Genomic DNA, 21,626 nt, shown 5'->3' with positions numbered 1-21,626 from the left:
ACAAGCTGTACAAGTACGTGGCCCACGAGCAGCACCAGCCGCTGGAGATCCCGGCCCAGGTCGACGGAAACGGTGTCGAGCGCAAGGTCGGCCGCTTGGAGAAGACCCGCGCCAAGCTCTCCCAGGGCTACTTCGGCGAGGGTGGCCAGATCCCCAAGCCGACGGCGGAGGAGTACCGCGAACTCGCCGGCGGACACCAGCCCGGCCACTGATCTCCGCCGACCCGCACGACCTCGGACGATTTGGGAGCTGCGACATGACGACGACAGCGATCCACGAAGAGTCCGCCGCACAGCGACTGGCCGATCAACTGGCCGCCAACCGCCACCTGTTGCTCACCACCGCCGACGGTACACCGCTGACGGACGCCACCTGGGTGGTGCCGGACGGTGCCGCGCTCGGGATCTGGGTTCCGGCCGACGGCCGGGCCGCCCGGCAAGTGCTGCGCCGTTCACGGGTGTTCGTCGTCCCGTGCGACGGGCACGGCAGGCCGGCCGGCCGACGCGTTCCCGCCCGTGCCGCCGTCTGCGACCCGGACACCACCGCGCGCTACCGGACCGCGCTCATCAACAAGTACGGCTTCCCCGCCCTGCTCAGGCTGGCCCGCAGCCGCCTGCGGCGCGGCCTGGACGGCACGGTCGGCATCCGGATCACCCTCATCGACCGGGAGCGCCTGCTGACCGCCGAGGCCTGGCATCCCTCGGGCTGGTACAGCCTCAACTAGGCGCTGTACGGCCTTCGCTGGGAAGCCGAGGGTCGGCCATCGCCGAGGAGGCGCTGCGCCGGAACCGGCCGGCGGCGGACGGCACGCGTCCAGTCCGGTGGCCGGGCAGCGCGCGGCGCGGGGGCGAAGGAGATCGCACGGGAGGCCGGCTGTTCCGAGGCGGCGCTGTACAAGCACTTCCGCGACAAGGAAGAGATCTTCGTTCGGGTGCTGCACGAGCGTGCGCCGCGCTTCTCCGACGCACTGGCCGAGCTGCCGGACCACGCGGGTGAGGGGGACGTGGCCGAGCAGCTGGTCCAGGTGGCACGCGCGGCGGTCCCCTTCTACCGCAGGTCGTTCCCGATGGCGGCATCCCTGTTCGCCAGCCCGGACCTGCTGGCGGCGCACCGGCAGAAGCTCGACATCGAGACAGCAGGCCCGCAGAAGGCGACCGAGCACCTGGCCCGCTACCTCGGTGCCGAGCAACGACTCGGCCGGGTGGCACCCACCGTCGGTCCGGACGCGGCTGCCGAGCTGCTCATCGGCGCCTGCGTCCACCGCGCGTTCCTGCCACTGTTCTTCGCCCCGGGAGCCCCGGACGACACGCTGCGGCCGGAGAACGACGAGCGGTTCGCACAGGAGATCGTGAGGACGCTGTCCGGCCACCCGGCCTCGCGCCCCGAGATCTATAGACCCGGTACGCCTCGCCCACGGCGGTGAACACCGCCTTGGGCTCCCAGCCGAGCCCGGGGCGGCCGCCGCCCGGCACCATCGTGACCACGCCGTACGAGCCCAGGCCGAGGTCGTAGCGCGGGTCGGGCCGGTGCGGCGCGCGGTAGTTGGCGAAGGTGAACCAGAAGGCGTTCGGGGCCCGGTCGGAGCCGGACCGATGTCGCGTTCAGGGCCGGGGCTCAGGCCCGAGCCGCGTCCGCGACGGCGGGTGTGTCCAGGGCCGCCAGCTGGTCCCCGCATCCCGACGGGGGCCGAGGAGAGCTGAGCAGGTCGGGTTGCCCCCTGCCGCCGTAGTGGCAGGGGGCAACCCGACCGGTGTTCCGTCACCACTCGACGGGCAGCTCCTGCACGCCGAACACGACCATGTCGGACCGGTACCGGATTTCCTCGAAGGGGACCGCCAGGCGCAGGTCGGGCAGCCGTTCGAGCAGGGTTTGCAGAGCTATCTGCAACTCGGCGCGGGCCAGCGGCTGGCCGAGGCACTGGTGCACGCCGAAGCCGAAGGCCAGGTGGCGGCGGGCGTCCCTGGTCACGTCCAGCTGGCCGCCGTCGGCGAACATCTCCTCGTCGCGGTTGGCCGTGGAGGCCATGCACAGGACGCCGTCGCCGGCCCGGATCAGCGTGCCGTCGATCTCCAGGTCCTCCAGCGCGACGCGGGGGATACCCAGGTGAACGATCGTCAGGTAGCGCAGCAGCTCCTCGACGGCGCCCTTGATCAGGGACGGGTCGGAGCGCAGCCGCTCGGCCTGCTCGGGGTTCTGCAACAGCGCCAGGGTGCCGAGCGACGTCATGTTGGCGGTGGTCTCGTGGCCCGCGATCAGCAGCAGGACGCCCATCGCGGCTGCCTCGTCCAGGCTGAGCTCGCCCCGGGCGACCAGCCTGCCCAGCACGCTCTCGTCGGGCTCCTTCTGCTTGCGCCCCGCCAACTCAACCAGATAGGTGGTCAGTTCACGGTTCGCGGACTCGACCTCCTCGATCGACGTGGTGATGTCGAGCAGCACCCGGCTCTGGGCCTGGAAGAACTCGTGGTCGGCGTAGGGCACGCCGAGCAGGAGGCAGATCACCAGCGACGGCACCGGCAGTGCGAACTGGCTGACCAGATCGGCGGGCCCGCCCTGGGCGATCATCCGGTCCAGGGTCTCGTCCACGATCTGCTGGATCTGCGGCCGCATCGCCTCGACCCGCTTGATGATGAAGTCCCCGGTGAGCATCCGGCGCTGCCGGGAGTGCTCGGGGTCGTCCAGGCGGATGAAGGAGGGGGTGGTCCGGTCCAGCAGCTCACGGCGGCCGGGGGAGAGGAACGGGAAGCCCGGGAGGCGCGCGTCGGCGCTGAACCGGCGGTCCCCGAGAACGAATCTGACCTGCCGGTAGCCCGTCAGCAGCCAACACGGGCTGTCGTCCCAGAGGCTGACCCGGCTGATCGGACCGGCCTTGTGGGCCTGCTCGTAGGCGGGCGGGGGATCGAAGGGGCAGGTCCCCTTGACGGCGGGGGCGGACAGGGCGTGGTCGGCCTCACCGTCGGCAACGGTGGTCATAGCGGCTCCTTCCACGTGCGGATGAGAGAAACCTTGCTGTAGGAACTCAGGTGCATCAGGCACATCGGGCGCGACAGCCGCGTCGACGGTCTCAGGCGTCGGCGCCGTCGTGCACTGTGATCGCATTGCCGGGGCAGAGCGCGGCCGCCAGCTGGACCTGACTCTGCACCGCGGGCTCCGGCTGCTCCTGGAGGAGTTGGACGAGCCCGTCGTCCTCGCCCTGGTCGAAGACCGTGGGGGCGGTCAGTACGCACTGTCCTGAGCCGCAGCACCGGTCCTGATTGATGGTCACCTGCATCTCGGGCACCTCGGGTGGGAGGGGGGACAGTTGCCTCGGGCAACTGATTTCAATCTAACCCACGCCTAGTCGCACACGAATAGCTTCACCCGGATCCGGCCACGGTTGGCCGAATTTATCGCCGCCATCGGGCAGTTGGTCCCCTCGCGGGCCACCCCGCCACATCAGCACCACGCTCCGGTGCATCAGGGCCACGCTCCGGTGTGCCGGCGCAGTGCCCGGCGCAGCACGTTCCGGCGGCAGGCAACAGGCGCATTCCCGCCGATTCCCCGTGCCCGGTCGTCACAGGTCCGCGCGGGACTTTCAGTGATCATTCTTTCGGCGGTCACCTGTCCCGGCTCCCCTGCCCGGTGTACGGTCGAGGCCGCGCCCTGAGCGGTCGGACAGGCGCGAACGGCCCCGCCTGGCAAGCCTGTTTACTCCGGCAAGGGTCGGGAAAGGGAAACACAAGGGGTGGGTGCATTGTCGTAAGGGATGCCCTTGGCGTCCTCCCGGCGGCGGTTCGACCCGGGGCGGTGGAGAGCTGACGGAGAATCCGGGAGTTCGGTGGTGCCCGGACGACTCTTGTGGTCTCATACGACTAGTTGAATGACGAACGTTGCGCCCCCTCGGACTTCGCGGCCGACCGGAGCGGCGACTGATCCCATGTCATCTGCTCAGCTCTGGACGGCGCTCGCCCTGGGCGACGCGCTCCCGGCCATGCGGCCGACTCGACACCTTGGAGAGACCCGAGATGGACCTGGCGAACGCCACCGCCGCCGAAACCTTCACCCGTAGCACCGCCGTGGTCGCCACCGGCACCAGCACGGACTACCGGGTGGAGGTCCGGGCGGGCAAGCACCCGGTGGCGGCCGACGAGCCGGAGTCGGTGGGCGGCCAGGACACCGCCCCGAGCCCGATCGGCCTGCTGCTCTCCGCCCTCGGCTCCTGCACCGCCATCACCCTTCGCATGTACGCCCAGCGCAAGGGCTGGCCGCTGGAGCAGGTCCGGGTCCACGTCGCCTACGAGAAGAGCGAGCACGGCGACCGCATCACCCGCCGTATCGACCTGACCGGCGAGCTGGACGAGGCCCAGCGCGCCCGCCTCCTGGACATCGCCGAGCGCACGCCCGTCACCCGCGCCGTCCGCGACGGACTGCCCGTCGTCCCGGCCCCGAGCGGTCGGCACTGACCATGCGGCACTGACGGTCTGTTCCGGCTTGGGGGCGCGACTCATCGGGGGGTGGCTGTGCGGTCGAACGGATCGGATGCGGCATACGGCGCGGACGCGAGAAGCGACTTGGGGCCGGCGTACGAGTGCGACGACTTCGCCGCACAGCCGGCGAGCCCCGGTCGCACCAGAGCCCGCAGGCGCGCCCTGCGGACACTGGTCAGCCTCGTGGGCGCGGTGGCCTTCACGGTCACCGGCGTCGTCTTCGACTGCACGGAGGTGCACCTGTGGCTGCACTACTCCGGCGCCCAGGAGGTCCCGGCCGTCGTCACCGCCGCCGAGTACGCCAAACCGGGGGAGAAGGAGGACCCGACCTCGATCCGGCTCCTGCTGACCACTTCCGACGGCCCGCTGGAGGCCACCACCGACGCCCCCTCCAGCGCCCCGGACGGCCTGTCTCCCGGCGATCACGTCCGGGTCCTCTTCGACCCGGCCAGGCCGGGAAGCGCCGCCTTCCCGGCCCAGCTCTCGTGGGGCGCAATCGCCTTCCCCGGTGCGGTCTTCACCGTGGTCGGCCTCGGCCTGGCCGGTCAGGAAGCCGTCCTCGCGACCCGCCTGTTCCGCCACCGCCGCCCCACCTGACCTGAGCCGCCCCACCTGACCTGATCCGGCCCACCTGACCTGATCCGGGCCGACCCGAGCTGATCCGGGCCGACCCGAGCTGCCGCCCGCCGTCCGATCGGGCCCGCGGATCTCGGTGCCGCCTCGTCCCCGACAGTGGCTGTTCACTCGATGGAGTGAAGCGGCTGGGCGCTTGCCGATCTTCCGGGCTCCGGTCGGCGATCGTTGGCGGCAAACCAAGCGCAGGAGGCTGTGATGACGGCAACCACCGATCGTCCGGAGGACCGGATCAATTCGGCTGCCCGGCTGGGCTTTCAGTCCGGCCAGGTGGTTCAGGAGCTCGGCTACGACGACGACGTCGATCTTGAGCTCCGCCAGGCAATCGAGGAGACCATCGGCCGGGATCTCGTCGACGAGAACTACGACGACGTCGCCGACGCCGTCGTGCTCTGGTTCCGGGACGAGGACGGTGATCTCACGGACGCCCTGGTGGACGCCATCGGGTTGATCGAGGACGGCGGACTGATCTGGCTGTTCACCCCCAAGGCGGGACGAGACGGCTACGTCGAGCCGAGCGACATCAGCGAGGCGGCGCAGACGGCGGGGCTGTCGCAGACCAAGTCCGTCAGCGTCGCGGGGACTTGGTCCGGCGCCCGCCTCGTCACCCCCAAGTCGGCGAGGCGATAGCCCTCGGCCTTGCGGTTCGACCCGCCACGATCCCGCCACGTTCCCGTCGTGACCCCGTCGCAGCCTCGCCGCGGCGGGGCCGGCTGCCGTACCGGGACGGACGGGACGTCAGTAGCCGCACGGCGAGCTGCCCGTCGTCCGGGAGTCCGGATTGCCACAGTGGGAACATGACAGCCGGTCAGCCCGGACAGCCGGGCCGTCCCTCCCGCCGCCGCGTCCTGACGGGCGCGTTCGGCGCAGCAGCTCTGGCCACCGGGTGCACCGAACACGGCACACCGCGCGCCAATCCCTCGACCGGCAACGCCGGTTCGTCAGGGCAACCCGGCCCGTCCAATGCGTCCGCCGGCCCGAGTGCGAAGACGTCCGCCGCCCCGGCGACGCCGCACGGTCTGGTGGACGGGTTCATGTGCGCCGCCGCGGCCGCCGGCTCGTACAACGTCGGCGGCCCGAGGCAGCTTTCGGGCGGTACGACACCGGATCAGTTCTTCGCCGACGCCACCCATCACGACCACGTCACGTCGGCTTCCGGACCTGAGGAGGCCGCACCGGCCTCAGGGGGCCAGGTGGAGTGCCTGGCCGGGGACGATCAGGTTGGGGTCGTTGCCGATGGTGGCCTTGTTGTCCTCGTAGAGGTGCTGCCAGCCGGGCAGTTGGTGGGTCTCGGCGATGCCGGAGAGAGTGTCTCCGTGCTCGACGGTGTAGGTCTGGGGCGAGTGGAGGCCCGCTGCACCCGAGGCGCTCGAAGTACCCGACGCGGTCGGGGCCGTGGGGGCCGTCGGTGCGGAGGGCGCAGTGGCCGACGTGCCCGGCGTCTGCGGTGCGGTGGTCGCGGAACCGGCGGCGGGAGCGCTCGGGGCCTGCGACGCGGGGCTCGACGGGGTCGAGGAGCCCGGGGCCTGCGGAGCCTGGGAGGGCTGCGGGGAGGCCGGGGCTGCGGGGGCGGTCGGGCTCGGTGCGGTCGTGGCCGGGGCACTCGGCTGGGCGCTCGCGTCGGCACCGGTACTGTCCATGTGCTGGATGTAGACGTCGTGCTGCACGGTCCAGTGCCAGACGCCGTGGTCCTGGTACCAGTACACGCCGTCGGCGGCGTCCCAGCCTGCCATGCCGGGGAAGGTCGGCTGGTGCGCGTTCTGGCCGGTGCTGCTGCTCCCCGCATCGGGTGCGCTCGGAGCAGGCGTGGCCGTCGGGGCGGGCGCCGGAGCCGTCGTGGCACTTGGTGCGGGGCTGGGTGTGGCGGTGGGAGTCGCGGTGGCTGCGGGAGCGGGGGTGCCTCCGGCAAGACCGCCGGCGGCCGCGCAGTGGGGCCAGGCACCGGGGCCGACGTCGGCGAGGACACGCTCGGCGACGGCTATCTGCTCGCTCCTGGTGGCGTGGTCCGGTTCGGCGGCGTACTTGTCGCCGCCGTACGTGACCCAGGTGCGCTGGGTCATCTGGAGCCCGCCGTAGTGCCCGTTGCCGTCGTCACCGGCCCAGTTGCCGCCGCTCGCACACTGGGCGACGGAGTCCCAGGTGCTGGCGGGCGCGGCGTGCGCCCCGGCGGCGGTGAGAAGCGGAAGCGCCAGCCCGACGCTCGCCACCCCGGCGGCGGCAACGGCGCGGTCGGCCTGGGTGGGACGGCGGTGGCGGCCGGAACCGGAAAAGACCACGGAACGTTCCTCTCCGTACGCCTGCGAGGTGAGCTGTCGGGTTCGGACCGGGAGGTGGCCCGGCCGCGCGGTGCGCGGCTTCACCCCAAGCCGTGGGGACGGCAGAAATCCTGGGTCCCCCGCTCCTGCCCAGGGTTTGCTCGATGTCCCGGAACGCGTGTGGGCAGGACTCGGCGTACTGCGCCCGGGAGTCCGCAACAGCGAACTGCAGGGAGACTAGAGCGATCATCACCTCGATAACAAGCCAGCATCCGGAACATCACACAAAAATCACGACTCGCCCCACCTGACACACAGTCCCCGTGTTCCGGCGCAGACCGCCCCCACCGCCGCCGGGGCAGCGGTGGGGGCGGCGCCGGGTCCGGCGCCTCAGTTCGCGTCGCGGTGCAGCTGCTCGAAGTCGGCGACGAGGGCGGCCGGGGACGGCAGCTCGTTGATCTCGGCCCGGAGCGCGGTGGCCGCGCGGCGCAGCTCCTGGTCGTCCAGGAGGCGGGTGAGGAGGTCGGCGTCCACGGCGGCGCTGGCAGAGCGCAGGGCAAAACCCTGGGCCTCGGCGGCGCCCGCGTTGATGAAGTGGTCGGCGCCCTGCGGGAGGATCAGCTGGGGGATGCCGGCCGCGGCCGCGGTCAGCATGGTCCCGGAACCGCCGTGGTGGACGATCGCGTCACTGGCGTCGAGGAGTTCGGCCAGCGGAACCCACGGCAGCGGGCGGACATTGGCGGGCAGGTCGCCGAGCATGCCCAGATCGGCGTCGCCGACCGCGAGGAGGAAGTCGGCGTCGACCTTGCCGGCCTGCTCGGTGAGCCAGGAGATGGCCCGCACGCCGTCCCACTCGGTGAGCACCGTTCCGAGGGTGACCGAGATCCTGGGCCGCTCGCGGCGGCTGGTGAGGTCGGCCGGGACGGTGCCGCCGCCGTTGTACGGGACGTAGCGGGTGCGCCAGCCGGTGCCGTCGCCGCCGAGGGAGGGCGGTACGACGTCTATGACGGTGGGCCCGGTGGGGCCGGTCAGTCCGTGCACCCGGTAGTCGTCGGCGAGGATTTCGGCGATCCGGTCGACCATGGAGAGCCCGGACATGATGCCGAAGTTGTGGACGACGTGCGGGACGCCCAGCTTCGCCGCGACGAGAGGTGCGGCGGCCTGGAAGGAGTCGTACACGACTATGTCGGGGCGCCAGTCGGTGGCGAGCTGCGACAGGCTGTCTATCGTGGTGCGGCTGTGGTCGGCGAAGCCGAGGGTGGCGAGCTTGAAGATCTCCTCCTCGGAGCGTCCGTCCGCCACATACCTGTTCTCCGGACCGGAGAGCTTCCGGAAGGAGTCCGCAACGGTGGACCCGTCGCCGATCTCGACGATCGGCAGCCCGGTGTTGCGCAGCAGCTGGATCGGCGGCGACCCGGCGAACAGGACCTGGTGTCCGGCTGATCGCAGGGCCTGAGCGGTCGGCACCATCGGGAAGAGGTGCCCGGCCGAACCCGGACCGGTGAACAGGACGCGCATGGGTTACTCCTTGCGTGTTGCACGAAAGACCACCATTGACGGTACGTCAACGAACCTGGCGCCCGGTAGGTTTCCGGCCATCGGTGAGACCTGCCGGGAGATCGCGGCCCGCTGCCGACGGGAGCTGCGGTGTAGGGCGCACGGCGAAAGCGGGCGGCGGCACAGGCGGCCGGTTTTGGTGCCCCGCGCACCCGAGCCCGGTGGGGCGGCCGTTCGCAGGCCCAAGGCCTCCCGTAGCAACGATGATTGCGACCTTTCGGGTGAAATCGCCCGCATAGAGCATGGGATGACCGGGTCTGAGCTCCTCGTGGCCCCGAACGTAGGGCGAGCACGTCCGTGAAGGCGAAGACACGGGCGCCGACAGAAACGGGGCGTGATGAGCCGCGAGGACATCGACCCCCGACTGCTTGAGGAACTCACCGAGCAGTCACAGGATTTGAACAGCGACGCGCTGCGTATCACGCGCGAGGCACTGACCCATTTCGAACAGGAACCCGGGCCCAGGCCCGCGTGGGCCTGGGCCCGGCGGGTTCGTCGCCGGACTCGCGGGCGCGGCGGCCCTGTTGGGCAGTGCGCGGGCGCAGGCGGCGTCGCCGGAGGACATCATGGCACTGCAGACCGCCGCGTCGCCGGAGAACCTGGCGGTCGGCGTCTACCGGACGGCGGGCGGCCGCCGGGCTCACCGGCGACATGGAGCAGGCGCACCGCGAGACCCTGCCGGCGATGCGGGCGGCGGCGGCCCATCAACTATGTGCGCGAAGCAGTCCCGCGCCCGCAACCCTCAGCAGATCCTGGGCAGTTGTTCCCCGACCGGCAGGTCGACCACCCGGGTGCCGCCGAGGCCGGTCCTGGCCACCACCATCCCGGGGTGCGAGGCCACGCACTCGCCGATCACAGCCGCGTCCGCGCCCAACGGGTGCGCCCGCATCGCCGCCAGCACCGGGTCGGCCTGCTCCCTCGGTACGAAGGCGACCAACTTGCCCTCGTTGGCCACATACAGTGGGTCGAGGCCCAGGATCGCGCAGGCGTTGGCCACCTGCGCGGGCACCGGAACACTGCGTTCCTGGAGGACCACGCCCACCCCGGCCGCCACGGCGATCTCGTTGAGCGCGGCGCCGAGCCCGCCCCGGGTCGGATCGCGCAGCACATGCAGGTCCGGGGTGACCGCGAGCATGGCCTCGACCAGCCCGCCGAGCGCGGCGCAGTCGCTCTCGATCCCGATCCCGAACTCCAGCCCTTCGCGGACACTCATCACCGCGACGCCGTGGACGCCGATCTCCCCGCTGACGATCACCACATCGCCCGGCACCGCCCGCTGCGGCCGGATGTCGACCCCGGCCGGGATCAGCCCGATCCCGGCCGTGTTGAGGTAGATACCGTCCCCGTGTCCGGCCTCGACCACCTTGGTGTCGCCCGTGACCACCTCCACGCCCGCGGCCCGGGCCGCCGCCCCGAGCGCCTGCGCAACCCTGGCGACGACCGCCGTCTCCACCCCCTCCTCCAGGATGAACCCGCAGGACAGGTACGCCGCGCGGGCCCCGCTCATGGCAAGGTCGTTGACTGTTCCGTTGACCGCGAGATCCCCGATGCTGCCCCCGGGGAAGAACAGCGGGCGGACCACGAACGAGTCGGTGGAGAAGGCGATCCGGGCGCCGCCCAGTGTCACGGCCGCCGAGTCCCCGAGCCCGGCGAGCACCGGTCCGCCGAAGGCCGGGGCGAAGACATGCTGGACGAGCTCGGCGGAGAGTGCCCCACCGCCGCCGTGTCCCATCACCACCCTCGGATGGTCGCGCAGCGGCAGCGGACAGCTCCAGCCCGAGAAGTCCGCCACCTCCTCGACCGTGGTGCGCACGGACCCTGCGGCGGTCTGCAGATCGCTCGGCTCAGGCAACGGGGCTCGCCTCCGGAGATACGGGCACGGCTGCGGCGGGAGCCGCCAGCCGGCGGTAGAGGTAGTACGCGGCACAGGCGCCCTCGTTGGAGACCATCGTCGCTCCGAGCGGTGTACGCGGCGTGCACACGGTGCCGAACGCCTCGCACTCGCTCGGCTTCAGCAGTCCCTGGAGCACCTCGCCGCTGCGGCACTGCGCAGGTTCGCAGGGAGTGATCCCCGAGACCTGGAAGCGGTGCTCGGCGTCCTGGTCGCGGTAGCGCGCGGACAGCCGCCAGCCGCTCTCCGGGATGACGCCGATACCGCGCCAGGCACGGTCGGCGACCTCGAAGACGTCCGCCAGCATGGCCTTGGCCACCGGGTTGCCCTCGGGGCGCACGGCGCGCGGGTAGGCGTTGTCCACGCTGTGCTCGCCGCGCTCCAGCTGACGCACCGTCCGCCGGATGCCCTCCAGGATGTCCAGCGGCTCGAAGCCGGTGACGACGATCGGCACCCGGTGCCGCGCGGCCAGCTCCGGGTACTCGCCGGTCCCCATGACGCTGCACACATGGCCCGCCGCCAGGAAGCCCTGCACCCGGCAGTCGGGCGAGCGCATGATCGCCTCGATGGCCGGCGGCACCCGCACATGCGAGACCAGCAGGCTGAAGTTGCGGATGCCCAGCTTCTTGGCCTGATGGACCGTCATCGCGTTCGGGGGAGCGGTGGTCTCGAAGCCGATGCCGAAGAAGACCACCTCGCGCTTCGGGTTCTCCTGCGCGATCCGCAGCGCGTCCAGCGGCGAGTACACCACCCGTACGTCGCCGCCCTCGCTGCGCACCCGGAACAGGTCGCGCTCGGATCCCGGTACCCGCAGCATGTCCCCGAAGGAGCAGAAGATCACCCCGGGACTGGCGGCGATGGCCAGCGCACGGTCGATCACCTCCAGCGGGGTGACGCACACCGGGCACCCCGGCCCATGGATCAACTCCACCTCATCGGGCAGGAGTTGGTCGATCCCGTGCCGGATGATGGTGTGGGTCTGGCCGCCGCACACCTCCATCAGCGCCCACGGCCGGGTCGCCGTCGCCCGGATGTCGTCGAGCAGGCGGACGGCCAGCTCGGGATTCCGGAACTCCTCCAGGTATTTCATCGCCGTGTCTCCTCCACCGCTTCCCAGGTCTCCCCGTCTCCGAACTCCTCCTGCAACAGGCCGAGTTCGGCGAACAGATCGAGCGTCCTGCGGGCCGACTCCTCGTCCAGCCGTTGGAGCGCAAAGCCCACATGGACGATCGCGTACTCACCCACCCGAAGGTCCGGCAGGTACTCGAGGCACACCTCCTTGACCACACCGCCGAAATCGACGCGAGCCATCCGCGTCCCGTCCCGCTCCTCGATCTCCATGACCCTTCCGGGTACTGCCAGACACATCCCGGTCTCTCCTGCCTTCTGGAACCTGCCCCTGAACGCGCAAGGCCGTCACTGCGCCCGTGCGGCCACCATCAACTGGCCCAGGGCCAGCCCGCCGTCGTTCGGCGGCACCCTGCGGTGGACCAGGACGGTGAAGCCGTCCCGGCGCAGCACCTCGGCGCAGTCGGAGAGCAGCAGGGTGTTGGCGAACACCCCGCCGCTCAGCGCCACCGTCTCCAGCGCGTACGCCCGCCGCGCGCGTACGCACAGCGCGTGGACCAGACCGGCCACCGCCCGATGGAAGCGAAGCGCGATCGCCCCGGGCGAGGCGCCCGACCGAAGGTCGGCAACCACCGCTGCCAGCACCGGACTTGGATCGGCAACAAGCTCGGCCGCTCCCGACTCGACGTCCCCGCGGCCCAGTTCGAAACCGTACGCCTGGCGGCTCTCATCCACGGCGGTGGCGGCCGCCTCCAGCTCGACCGCCGCCTGCGCCTCGTACCCGGCCCGGTGGCAGACCCCGGCCAGTGAGGAGACGGCATCGAAGAGCCGCCCCATGCTGGAGGTCGGCACACAGTTGAATCCACGTTCCAACTGCCTTCTCAACAGGGGACGTTCATCCTCGGGGCAGGCCAGGGTGCAGGGCAGATCCGCCTCCCACGGCAGACCTGCGACGTGCAGGTGCGCGAGCGCCGTCCGGTACGGGCGCTCCACCGCCGCATCGCCGCCGGGCAGCGGCACATACGCCAGCTGCCCGAAGCGGCGGAAGCCGTCGTAGTCCGCCACCAGGACCTCGCCACCCCACACCGCGCCGTCGTCGCCGTAGCCGGTACCGTCGAAGGCGACCCCGATGACGGGCAGGCTTCCGTCCAAACCGTGCTCGGCCATCACCGAGGCGATGTGCGCATGGTGGTGCTGGACCCGCACCACCGGCGTCGCCCCGGCGGCCGAGCGGCGGGCGGCCCACTGTGCGGAGCGGTACCCGGGATGACGGTCCGTCGCCAGCAGCACGGGCTCGACCCCGGTCAACTCCCGCACATGGCCGACCGCCTCGTCGAAGGCCCGCAGCGTCGCCAGATCGTCCATGTCGCCGATGTGCCCGGACAGACAGGCGCTGCGCCCCTCGGCCAGCGCGAACGCGTTCTTGAGGTCGCCGCCCGTCGCCAGCACCGCAGGAACGGGCAGTGGCAGCGCCACCGGCAGCGGCGCATAGCCGCGGGAGCGGCGTACGGGCAGCACCTCGCCCTCCCAGACCCGCACCACCGAGTCGTCGCAGGGGACCTGGATCGGTCGGTCGTGCGTCAGCCAGGCGTCGGCCAGCGGGGCGAGTCGCTCCAGTGCCTCGGCGTCGTCGGTGACGATCGGCTCACCGGAGAGATTGCCGCTGGTCATCACCAGCAGCCGGGGCCCGGGCGGATCGCCGGGCAGCCCGAACAGCAGCCGGTGCAGCGGCGTGTACGGCAGCATGACGCCCAGATCCGGGCTGCGCGGGGCGACCGCCTCCGCCGGCGGGGCGCCGCCGCTCCGACGCCGCAGCAGGACGATCGGCCGCACCGGGCCGCCGAGCAGCCGCCGCTCCGCCTCACTCAGGTGCACCAGGGGCTCGATGTCGGACAGCTGACCGGCCATCAGCGCAAACGGCTTGTCGCCCCTGGCCTTGCGCCGGCGCAGCAGCGCCACCGCCGTCCCGTCGGCCGCGTCACAGGCCAGGTGGTAGCCGCCGATCCCCTTCACCGCCAGGATCGCGCCCTCCGCCAGCAGTCGACGCGCCGCCGCCGGCGCCTCCCCGCCGGTCGCGCGCGTCCGGCCACCGGCCTCGACCAGACGGAGCCGTGGCCCGCAGGCGTGGCAGGCCACCGGCTGCGCGTGGAAGCGCCGGTCGGCCGGGTCGGCGTACTCGCGGGCGCAGTCGGGGCACATCGGGAACCGTGCCATGGTGGTGTTGGCGCGGTCGTACGGCAGGCCGGTGACGATGGTGTAGCGCGGTCCGCAGTTGGTGCAGGTGATGAACGGATGGCGGTAGCGGCGGTCGGCCGGGTCGGCGAGCTCGGCCAGACAGTCCGCGCAGGTCGCGGTGTCGGGCGGGATGACGGCCCGTCGGGAACCGGTGTCGCGCGAGGCGACGATGGCGAACCCCGGATCCCCGGTGGCGTCCAGCACCTCCTGAGCCAGGGCGTGCACCTCGGCCAGCGGCGGCGCGTCGGAGCGGATCCGGCGGCAGAACGCCAGGACGGCCTCCGGGCTGCCCTCGATCTCCGCGAGCACGCCCTCACCGGTGTTGGTGACATGCCCGGCCAGCCCGAGCTCGGTGGCCAGCCCGAAGACGAACGGACGGAAACCCACCCCCTGGACCACGCCCTGCACGGCGACCCGCCGCCGCTGGACGGCGCAGGCATCCGCCGGTGCGGTCACAGTCCTTCCTCCACCAGCACATGGCTGTGGCCGTGCAGATCGCCGGGTCCGTCGCCGTGCGCGTGCTCATGGCCGTGCACGTCGCCCTGCGACTCTGCGCGGCCGTGGGTGTGCTGCGCACGCCCCGCCATCACCGGCCGGTGCACGGCGGCACCGTCCAGTACGGCCAGCGCGCGCTCCAGCAGCCCGCCCGTCCCCAGGCCGGTCCGGGCCGAGGTCAGCAGGATCTCCACGCCGGGGTTGACCCGGGCGACAGCGGCCCGGAAGGCTGCCTCGTCGAAGCCCACCGCCTCGGCCAGGTCGGCCTTCGTCACCACCACGAGATTCGCAAGGCCGAACGCGGTGGGGTACTTGAGCGGCTTGTCCTCGCCCTCGGTCACCGAGGCCAGCGCCACCCGCAGCGACTCGCCGAGGTCGTAGGAGGCCGGGCAGACCAGATTGCCCACGTTCTCGACGAACAGCAGCCGAGTCCCGGCCGGGAGCCAGCCCACCAGGTGACCGCGCAGCATCGAGGCCTCCAGGTGGCACAGGCCGTCCGTGAGCACCTGCTTGACCGGAACCCCCGACCTGGCGAGCCGCGTCGCGTCGTTCTCGGTGGCCAGGTCGGCGGTCAGCGCGGCGACGGGCACCCCGCGCTCCCGGGCGAGCGAGAGCTCCGCCTCCAGCAGGGCGGTCTTCCCGCTGCCGGGGCTGGAGAGCAGGTTGACGGCCACCGTGCCGCGCCCGGCCAGCGCGGCGCGCAGCGCATGCGCATGCTCCTCGTTACGGGCGAGCACGGCCTGCTGGAGATCGGTGACTCGGCACACGGCGTCAGCCTTCCTGATGGGTCGGGGCGAGCGCGGGTCCATCGGCCCAGCACACGCCCAGAATCTGCAGTTCCCGACCGGCCAGCAGCTCGGTCTCCGCGCCGGCACAGCGCGGGCAGCACAGGTCGGGCGGCATGCCGACCGGCCACTCGGTGCCGCACCCACCGCAGCGGGCGCGGGCCGCGACCGGTTCGGTCAGCAGCCGCGCGCCCGCCACCACGGTGTCGGCACAGGCCAGTTCGAAACAGAACTCCAAGGACTCGGGGACCACTCCGGCCAGCTCACCGACCTGGAGCCGGACGGACTCGACGGCCTCGGCCCCGTGGCTGCGCGCCGCCCGTGCCACCTGCTCCACGACGGCCAGCGCGATCGACATCTCGTGCATCGGCCTCTTCCCGCGCCGGTCGTGGCCCCGCCACCCGACCCGACCACGCGTGCCGACCCCGAGACCCCTTGCTGTGCGACCCATTACAGGGCGGGCCGGGTGCACCGCACCGGCGCCGCGCCGTGGCCGAGCCCCCGGCTACGCCATTCGCCGCACCGGCGGATCGCACCGGCCGGGGGTCCGGGGCCCGGCACGCAGCCTTGCGGCTACATCCGGCGGATCCGCAGATACCGCTTGATGTCCGGCAGGTTGTGGGCGACCACGGCCACCAGCCCGGCCAGGACCGTGCCGCAGATCAGGAACTTCCGCATCAGGGAGCCTTTCTCTTTCCACGGCCCGCCAACGGGCCGACAGCCGCAGGGCGTACGAGGTCGGAGTCCTCGTCGTCCCGTACCAATTGCAGGATCAGCTCGACGGCCCGGTCGACGGCAGCGGCCACCACCGGGCTCAGGCCCAGGTGTTCGTCCACCGACTCCGGCTCGCAGCCGACCACCAGGACCCGCTCCGGCACGCTGCCACCGGTCCCGGCGCTCAGCGTCGCCAGCAGGGCCAGCACCGCGTCCGGCCCCATCCGGTGCCCGTCGAGCAGAGGGGTATCGGGTTCGATCCGGCCGTCCGTCGTCGCCTCGATCAGGTAGAGCGTTCCGGGTGCGTCCCCGCGCTCGGTGGCATCCACCAGTACCAACATCCGGTAGCCGTCGAGTAGTTGGTAGGCCAGGTGGACTCCGCGCACACCGAAGTCGGCGGCCTCCACCCCCTCGGGCAGCGGGTGGGCAGCGAGTCGGCGCACCGTCTCCACGCCGAAGCCGTCGTCGCCGAGAAAGATGTTGCCGACCCCTGCGACGAGCACTCCGCCCGCTGCCGCCACGCCGCTCACCGCCTCTCCAACGGGGTGACCTCGTCCGGCTGGAAGTACCGGAAGCGCCCCTGCGCCCGCCACAGATCCGCTCCCGGGTCGCCGTCGATGGTGACGGCCAGATGGACAGTGCCGTCCACATCCCGCAGGACGGCCTCGACCAGCGCGGTCCGCCCGTGCAGGAACAGATCCTGTGCGTCGGTGCGCCGCCGGCCCGGCTTGAGGAGGACCCGGCTGCCGGCACCGATCGGCGTTCCGTCGACCAGCACCCGGTCGCTCGCCGGATCCACGCTGCGGTCGGCGCCGGGATCCCACCACGGGGTGTCGGGCGCAGTGCCGGGAAAGCCGTCCGTCACGGGCGGTTCGGGTCCGGTGACCTCCCGCAGCGCGCGGACGGCGCCGTGCAGACGCTCCCAGACCTCGGGCGGCAGCGAGTCCGCAAGGTCGATGACCGCCCCGGCCCGCTCGTCCGTGCCACGGGCCTCCCGCTTCTCCTGCTCGGTCAGCGCCGCCGTACGCAGGGCCAGGATCTCGTCGATCTCGGTGGCGTCGTACAGCGCGCCCGGGCTCTCGGGGGCGACCTCGGGATGGTCGGCGAGGATGATCGGCGAGGACAGCACCACGTCCGACCCGCCCGACTCCCCGGCCAGCACCGGCCAGGTGTGCTCGTTGCGGCACTGCGCGACGGCAGGCGCCGCCCACTGCGGCGGATCGGTCATCGACACGAAGGACCCCGCGCTCAGCCCCAGCAGCAGATGTGCCGACACCAGCGAGCGCCGCAGCGCGAGATCGCGGTCACCGCCCTCCGGCTGTGCCCAGCCGCTGCTGTTCTCCACCACGGCGCTCAGTCGCAGCGCGGCACAAGGGCCCGGGACCTCCTGTGCCGTCAGCCGCAGGACGCCGTCGAGCCGTTCACGGCGGCGCACCAGCCGGCCGATGGGCCGTCCGCCCTCGTGCACGATCTCCTGCACCTCACGCGCGGGCAGATCGAACGGGAGGACGACCCCGTCCCCGGCCAACTCGGAGACCGTGACGCCGAGTTCGACCGACTCCTCGACGCCCTCGTCCCACGGCACGAGGACCCGGTCGGACAGCGCGAGCTCCTCGACCGCCTCGAACCCCCGGTCGGCGAGGATGCGCTGCACCGTCCGCTTCTGGACATGCAGGAAGCGCAGCTGCACGGTGAGCGTCGCGCCCCGACGCGGTTCCATCAGGCACTCGGTGCGCTGATGGGAGTGCTCGGAGGCCGAGGCCCCGAACGCGGGCGGGACGAGGACCCCGAACTGCCAGCGCAGCCGGTTCTTGGCCGCCGAAGCCCGGTAGGGGTAGAGCACATAGCCCTCGAACAGCACGGCGTCCGCGATCTGCCGGGCCGCCGCGAACCTGTCCGCCGTTTCCGATCCGGTCACAGCAGGCTCCCCTCGGCCGGGGCGGCCGCCAGCAGGGCCCGCACCGTCGACTCCCAGGAGGGAAGTCCATGACGCGCGCGGTACTCCACCAGCGCGTCCATGGTGTCCCGGGTGAGCCGCAGCCAGCCGCAGCCCGGGAAGTGCTGCTCGATCATGTCCCGCCACACCTGCACGGGCAGCCGGCAGGACGCCTCCCTGTCCCAGGGCACCGGCTCGACCCGGAAGCCGCCCGTCCCGGTGAACGCGGTGCCGGAGAACAGCAGCAGCAGCGGAGCCTCGCCGTCCTCCAGAGCTCGGAAGTACTGGGTGGCGGCGATGTCCATGTCGTAGGTGCACGGCACCACCAGGTCCGCCTCCGTCTCCCCGGTGAAGCCGGGCACCGTCAGCGACACCTGGGCGAGCTGGATCGGGTTCAGCGTGCTCGACCAGCGCTTGCGCTCGCCGAACAGCACCCCGAGCCGCTTCTCCTCGCCGGCCCCGTAGGGACGTCGGGCGGGTTCGATCCGCAACTGGCACCTCAGCACCAGCGCATGGACCGGCGCACCGCCCCCGGCGACGATCCGCAGCCGGAACACCAGCGTCGGCCCTGCCGCATACGGGTCCGCCCGTACCCCGGTGCAGCTGAACGTCAGCCCGCTCATGACGCACCGTCCTCGGGCAGCGCCCGCGAGCGCTCCTGCACCCGGCCGAAGAACGCCTCCAACTCCGCCTGCGCCTTCGCCCCGCCGTCGAAGCCCTGCCAGTGCAGGCGCATCCGTCCGACCAGCTCGTAGCAGATGTCGATCGGCACCAGGAAGCACTGGGAGCGGCCCGCGGCCCGGCGGAGCAGCAGTGCCTCCACATCGGGTTCCAGCAGCGCGGCCAGCCTGCTGCCACCGAGCACGGCCTCCCAGGTCTGCGGGTCGAGCTCGCTCTCCGTGGGCCCGGCCGGACTGGGATAGAGCGCGACCAGCCGGTCAAGCACCGCGTTGCGGAAGAAGAACACGGTGGAGACCGGGATCCGCAGGGACTCCCAGGCGGTGTCGTCCAACTCGTGCGCGGGGTCGGCGAGGCAGCGGTCCGGTACCTTGCGATAGCGGCCGTCGGCGGCGCCCGGCTGCTGGAACAGCATGGCGCAGGCCGTACAGGTGCAGGCGAGGGCCCGCTCCTCGGTGTCCACCACGTGCCGGTGGCCGGGCGGCAGCTGAAGACCGCAGAACGCGCAGCGCTCCGGCTGCGGCGGCGCGGGCTCCCGCAGCCGCCGCAGCAGCGCCGTGCCCGGCCGGGCGATCTGGCGTACGCTCACCGGACCTCCGCCACGGCGGGCGGGCGGGTGCCGATCTGCAGCAGCGGACCGGGGGCCCGCTCCAGCTCCACGGCCGCCACCTCGGGGGCATGGCAGGAGAGCAGGGCCTCGACGGCCTCCACGGCGGCCTGCGCCGTGGACGCACAGCCGCACGCGCCGCCGGACGGCTGACGGATCGTCAACCTGCCCCGGGAGGGGTCGAAGTCCACCACCTCGACGGGGTGTTCCGGCAGGGCGGACAGCGCCCGCGCGATCCGGGTGCCGACGTCCTCGGGGTGCAGCTCGTGCAGGACCAGCAGCCCGGCCACCGCCTGGTCGTCGAGCAGCGGGGCCAGCGCGCCCGGCGGGAGCAGCTCCACGAGCCGGGCCAGACCGGCGCCGTAGAAGGCCATCAGCTCCCGCACCAGCGCCTCGGCGGCTTCCGCCTGCCCGGAGTCCGCCAGTGAGTCCAGCATCTCCTGCACCCGCAGCCCGGTCTGCTCCGCGCTCATCCGCCCAGCCCGCTCAGGCCGGTGGGGACATGCATCTTCTGCACGGTGCGGCCACCGCCGACGTACATGTGCACACCGCACGGCAGACAGGGGTCGAAGCTGCGCACGGCCCGCATGATGTCGATGCCCTTGAAGTTCTCGGGGCTGTTCTCCTCGAAGATCGGGGTGTTCTGCACCGCGTCCTCGTACGGTCCCGGTGTGCCGTAGCTGTCGCGGACGCTGGCGTTCCACGGGGTCGGCGGGTACGGGTGGTAGTTGGCGATCTTGCCCTCCCGGATCACCATGTGGTGCGAGAGCACGCCGCGCACGGCCTCGGTGAAGCCGCAGCCGATACTCTCGTCCGGCACCTCGAACTTCTCCCAGGTCTGGGTGCGTCCGGCGCGGACCTCGGCCAGCGCACGCTCGGTGAAGTACAGCGCGGCGGCGGCACTGTACGCCTGGAAGTAGGTGCGTGCGCGGTTGCGTTCGAGGGCGTTGCTCCACCGGGGGATCTTCCACTCGAAGGTGGTCTCCGGCTTGGTCATGGTGCGCGGCAGGTTGATCTGCACGCTGTGGCCGGTCGCCTTGACGTAGCCGATGTCGACCAGCCCGGACAGCGCGGTGGACCAGAGCCGGGCGATCGGGCCGCCACCGGTGTCCAGCGCCAGGTAGTCCTTGCCGTCGAACCAGCGCGGGGACATCACCCAGCTGTACTTGTCGTCGAAGTTCCGCTTCTGCGGGGCGGGGATGGTGTGCTGGTTCCACGGGTGTCTGGGATCCACGGGGTTGCCCAGCGGGTCGTGCGTGACGAACTGCTCCTTCCCCTGCCAGTCCTGGTAGTAGGAGCTGCCGAGCAGGATCCGGATGCCGAGGTTGATCTCGGTGAGGTCGTTGGTGACCAGCTTGCCGTCCACGATGATGCCGGGGGTGACGTACATCTTCCGTCCCCAGTCGGTCATGTTGCGGTACGTGAAGTCGCAGTGGTCGGGGTCGTTGAGAGCGCCCCAGCAGCCGAGCATGATGCGCCGGCGGCCTACCTCCTCGTAGCCGGGCAGCGCTTCGTAGAAGAAGTCGAACAGGTCGTCGTGCAGCGGGACGACCCGCTTCATGAACTCGACGTAGCGCATCAGGCGGGTCAGGTAGTCGGTGAAGAGCTGGATGGTGGCGACCGTGCCCACACCGCCCGCGTACAGCGTGGAGGGGTGCACATGGCGGCCCTCCATCAGGCAGAACATCTCCCGGGTGTAGCGGCTGACCTGGAGCGCCTCGCGGTAGAACTCGCCCTCGATCGGGTTGAGCGCGCGCATGATGTCGGCGATGGTCCGGTACCCGTGGTCCCCGGCGTGCGGCGCCTCGGTGCGCTCGGCGAGTTCCAGTACGCCCGGGTTGGTCTCGCGGACCATCTTCTCGCAGTAGTCGACCCCGACCAGGTTCTCCTGGAAGATGTTGTGGTCGAACATGTACTCGGCCGACTCGCCCAGATTGATGATCCACTCGCCCAGGTGAGGGGGCTTCACCCCGTACGCCATGTTCTGCGTGTACACCGAGCAGGTCGCGTGGTTGTCGCCGCAGATACCGCAGATCCGACTGGTGATGAAGTGCGCGTCGCGCGGGTCCTTGCCGCGCATGAAGACGCTGTACCCGCGGAAGACCGACGAGGTGCTGTAGCACTCCGCGACGCGCTTCTGCTTGAAGTCGATCTTCGTGTGGATTCCCAGACTGCCCACGATCCGGGTGATCGGATCCCAGGACATCTCCACCAGGCCGTTGCCTTCGTCGGCCGCCCTCGTCGTCGGTGCCATCGTCTGTGTCGCGCCCTTCTTCAGGTTCTTCGGGACTTCAGGTCTTCTGCTCTTC

General features: G+C 71.6%; 21 protein-coding genes, 2 pseudogenes and 1 riboswitch. Of the genes and pseudogenes, 7 read left to right on the top strand and 16 right to left on the bottom strand.

Going from position 1 to position 21,626, the window contains the following annotated elements; translation table 11 throughout:
• From P3T39_RS26240 to P3T39_RS26225, 4 genes and pseudogenes are all read left to right on the top strand, one after another.
• Positions 1–212 (top strand): annotated as a pseudogene (locus P3T39_RS26240) (ubiquinol-cytochrome c reductase cytochrome b subunit); the annotation flags it as partial.
• 44 nt (positions 213–256) lie between these two features.
• Positions 257–724 (top strand): PPOX class F420-dependent oxidoreductase, encoded by a 468-nt coding sequence (locus tag P3T39_RS26235; protein WP_280701411.1) that lies wholly within the window; start codon positions 257–259, stop codon positions 722–724.
• Between the two features lie 3 nt (positions 725–727).
• Positions 728–919 (top strand): annotated as a pseudogene (locus P3T39_RS26230) (TetR family transcriptional regulator); the annotation flags it as partial.
• A 12-nt stretch (positions 920–931) separates the two neighbouring features.
• Positions 932–1,423, top strand: coding sequence for a TetR/AcrR family transcriptional regulator C-terminal domain-containing protein (locus P3T39_RS26225; protein WP_280701410.1), 492 nt, complete (start codon positions 932–934; stop codon positions 1,421–1,423).
• 335 nt (positions 1,424–1,758) lie between these two features.
• Here the strand turns inward: P3T39_RS26225 and P3T39_RS26220 are convergent, their stop codons facing one another.
• Together P3T39_RS26220 and P3T39_RS26215 are read right to left on the bottom strand one after the other, a co-directional pair.
• Positions 1,759–2,970, bottom strand: a complete 1,212-nt coding sequence (locus P3T39_RS26220; RefSeq protein WP_280701409.1) for a cytochrome P450 — start codon at positions 2,968–2,970, stop codon at positions 1,759–1,761.
• Positions 2,971–3,061: 91 nt separating this feature from the next.
• Entirely contained in the window at positions 3,062–3,268 is a 207-nt protein-coding gene (locus tag P3T39_RS26215; protein ID WP_280701408.1) for a ferredoxin, read from the bottom strand.
• 733 nt (positions 3,269–4,001) lie between these two features.
• Here P3T39_RS26215 and P3T39_RS26210 point away from each other — a divergent pair.
• From P3T39_RS26210 to P3T39_RS26200, 3 genes are all read left to right on the top strand, one after another.
• Positions 4,002–4,439 (top strand): OsmC family protein, encoded by a 438-nt coding sequence (locus tag P3T39_RS26210; RefSeq protein WP_280701407.1) that lies wholly within the window; start codon positions 4,002–4,004, stop codon positions 4,437–4,439.
• Between the two features lie 108 nt (positions 4,440–4,547).
• Entirely contained in the window at positions 4,548–5,060 is a 513-nt protein-coding gene (locus tag P3T39_RS26205) for a DUF3592 domain-containing protein (RefSeq protein ID WP_280701406.1), read from the top strand.
• Between the two features lie 234 nt (positions 5,061–5,294).
• On the top strand, positions 5,295–5,726 hold the full coding sequence (locus P3T39_RS26200; protein ID WP_280701405.1) for a DUF3052 domain-containing protein: 432 nt from the start codon (positions 5,295–5,297) through the stop codon (positions 5,724–5,726).
• Positions 5,727–6,277: 551 nt separating this feature from the next.
• On the opposite strand, the gene P3T39_RS26195 is transcribed toward P3T39_RS26200, so the two are convergent.
• The 14 genes from P3T39_RS26195 to P3T39_RS26130 all read right to left on the bottom strand — a co-directional run bounded on the left by P3T39_RS26195 (position 6,278) and on the right by P3T39_RS26130 (position 21,571).
• A complete protein-coding gene (locus P3T39_RS26195; RefSeq protein WP_280701404.1) occupies positions 6,278–7,372 on the bottom strand; it encodes a transglycosylase family protein in 1,095 nt (364 codons plus the stop codon).
• Between the two features lie 4 nt (positions 7,373–7,376).
• A riboswitch (cyclic di-AMP (ydaO/yuaA leader) is annotated at positions 7,377–7,521 on the bottom strand.
• Positions 7,522–7,741: 220 nt separating this feature from the next.
• Entirely contained in the window at positions 7,742–8,869 is a 1,128-nt protein-coding gene (locus tag P3T39_RS26190; RefSeq protein ID WP_280701403.1) for a nucleotide disphospho-sugar-binding domain-containing protein, read from the bottom strand.
• A 781-nt stretch (positions 8,870–9,650) separates the two neighbouring features.
• Positions 9,651–10,640, bottom strand: coding sequence for a hydrogenase expression/formation protein HypE (gene hypE, locus P3T39_RS26185; RefSeq protein WP_280701417.1), 990 nt, complete (start codon positions 10,638–10,640; stop codon positions 9,651–9,653).
• A gap of 112 nt (positions 10,641–10,752) precedes the next feature.
• Entirely contained in the window at positions 10,753–11,889 is a 1,137-nt protein-coding gene (gene hypD, locus P3T39_RS26180) for a hydrogenase formation protein HypD (protein ID WP_280701402.1), read from the bottom strand.
• Positions 11,886–12,167 carry a HypC/HybG/HupF family hydrogenase formation chaperone gene (locus tag P3T39_RS26175; RefSeq protein ID WP_280701401.1) on the bottom strand — a complete coding sequence of 94 codons (282 nt, stop codon included), beginning with the start codon at positions 12,165–12,167 and terminating at the stop codon, positions 11,886–11,888. The genes hypD and P3T39_RS26175 overlap by 4 nt, the downstream gene beginning before the upstream one ends.
• Before the next feature lie 48 nt (positions 12,168–12,215).
• A complete protein-coding gene (gene hypF / locus P3T39_RS26170) occupies positions 12,216–14,558 on the bottom strand; it encodes a carbamoyltransferase HypF (RefSeq protein WP_280701400.1) in 2,343 nt (780 codons plus the stop codon).
• Positions 14,555–15,364: a hydrogenase nickel incorporation protein HypB gene (gene hypB / locus P3T39_RS26165; RefSeq protein ID WP_280701399.1), complete on the bottom strand. Its 810-nt coding sequence runs from the start codon at positions 15,362–15,364 to the stop codon at positions 14,555–14,557. Before hypB ends, hypF begins: the two co-directional genes overlap by 4 nt.
• Positions 15,365–15,368: 4 nt before the next feature.
• The gene (hypA, locus tag P3T39_RS26160; protein WP_280701398.1) at positions 15,369–15,749 is read right to left on the bottom strand and encodes a hydrogenase maturation nickel metallochaperone HypA; all 381 of its coding nucleotides are present in this window, start codon (positions 15,747–15,749) and stop codon (positions 15,369–15,371) included.
• A gap of 310 nt (positions 15,750–16,059) precedes the next feature.
• On the bottom strand, positions 16,060–16,626 hold the full coding sequence (locus P3T39_RS26155; protein WP_280701397.1) for a hydrogenase maturation protease: 567 nt from the start codon (positions 16,624–16,626) through the stop codon (positions 16,060–16,062).
• Positions 16,623–18,014 (bottom strand): hypothetical protein, encoded by a 1,392-nt coding sequence (locus P3T39_RS26150; RefSeq protein WP_280701396.1) that lies wholly within the window; start codon positions 18,012–18,014, stop codon positions 16,623–16,625. The genes P3T39_RS26155 and P3T39_RS26150 overlap by 4 nt, the downstream gene beginning before the upstream one ends.
• Complete coding sequence (locus P3T39_RS26145) at positions 18,011–18,655, bottom strand: DUF6084 family protein (RefSeq protein ID WP_280701395.1); 645 nt, start codon at positions 18,653–18,655, stop codon at positions 18,011–18,013. Before P3T39_RS26145 ends, P3T39_RS26150 begins: the two co-directional genes overlap by 4 nt.
• Positions 18,652–19,284 carry a DUF5947 family protein gene (locus P3T39_RS26140; protein WP_280701416.1) on the bottom strand — a complete coding sequence of 211 codons (633 nt, stop codon included), beginning with the start codon at positions 19,282–19,284 and terminating at the stop codon, positions 18,652–18,654. The genes P3T39_RS26145 and P3T39_RS26140 overlap by 4 nt, the downstream gene beginning before the upstream one ends.
• 11 nt (positions 19,285–19,295) lie before the next feature.
• Positions 19,296–19,790 (bottom strand): thioredoxin, encoded by a 495-nt coding sequence (locus P3T39_RS26135; protein ID WP_280701394.1) that lies wholly within the window; start codon positions 19,788–19,790, stop codon positions 19,296–19,298.
• Positions 19,787–21,571 (bottom strand): nickel-dependent hydrogenase large subunit, encoded by a 1,785-nt coding sequence (locus P3T39_RS26130; RefSeq protein ID WP_280701393.1) that lies wholly within the window; start codon positions 21,569–21,571, stop codon positions 19,787–19,789. The genes P3T39_RS26135 and P3T39_RS26130 overlap by 4 nt, the downstream gene beginning before the upstream one ends.
• Positions 21,572–21,626: the final 55 nt, after the last annotated feature.

This window comes from Kitasatospora sp. GP82 (genome assembly GCF_029892105.1).
Lineage (GTDB): Bacteria > Actinomycetota > Actinomycetes > Streptomycetales > Streptomycetaceae > Kitasatospora.
This window is presented reverse-complemented; position numbering and strand designations above follow the sequence as displayed.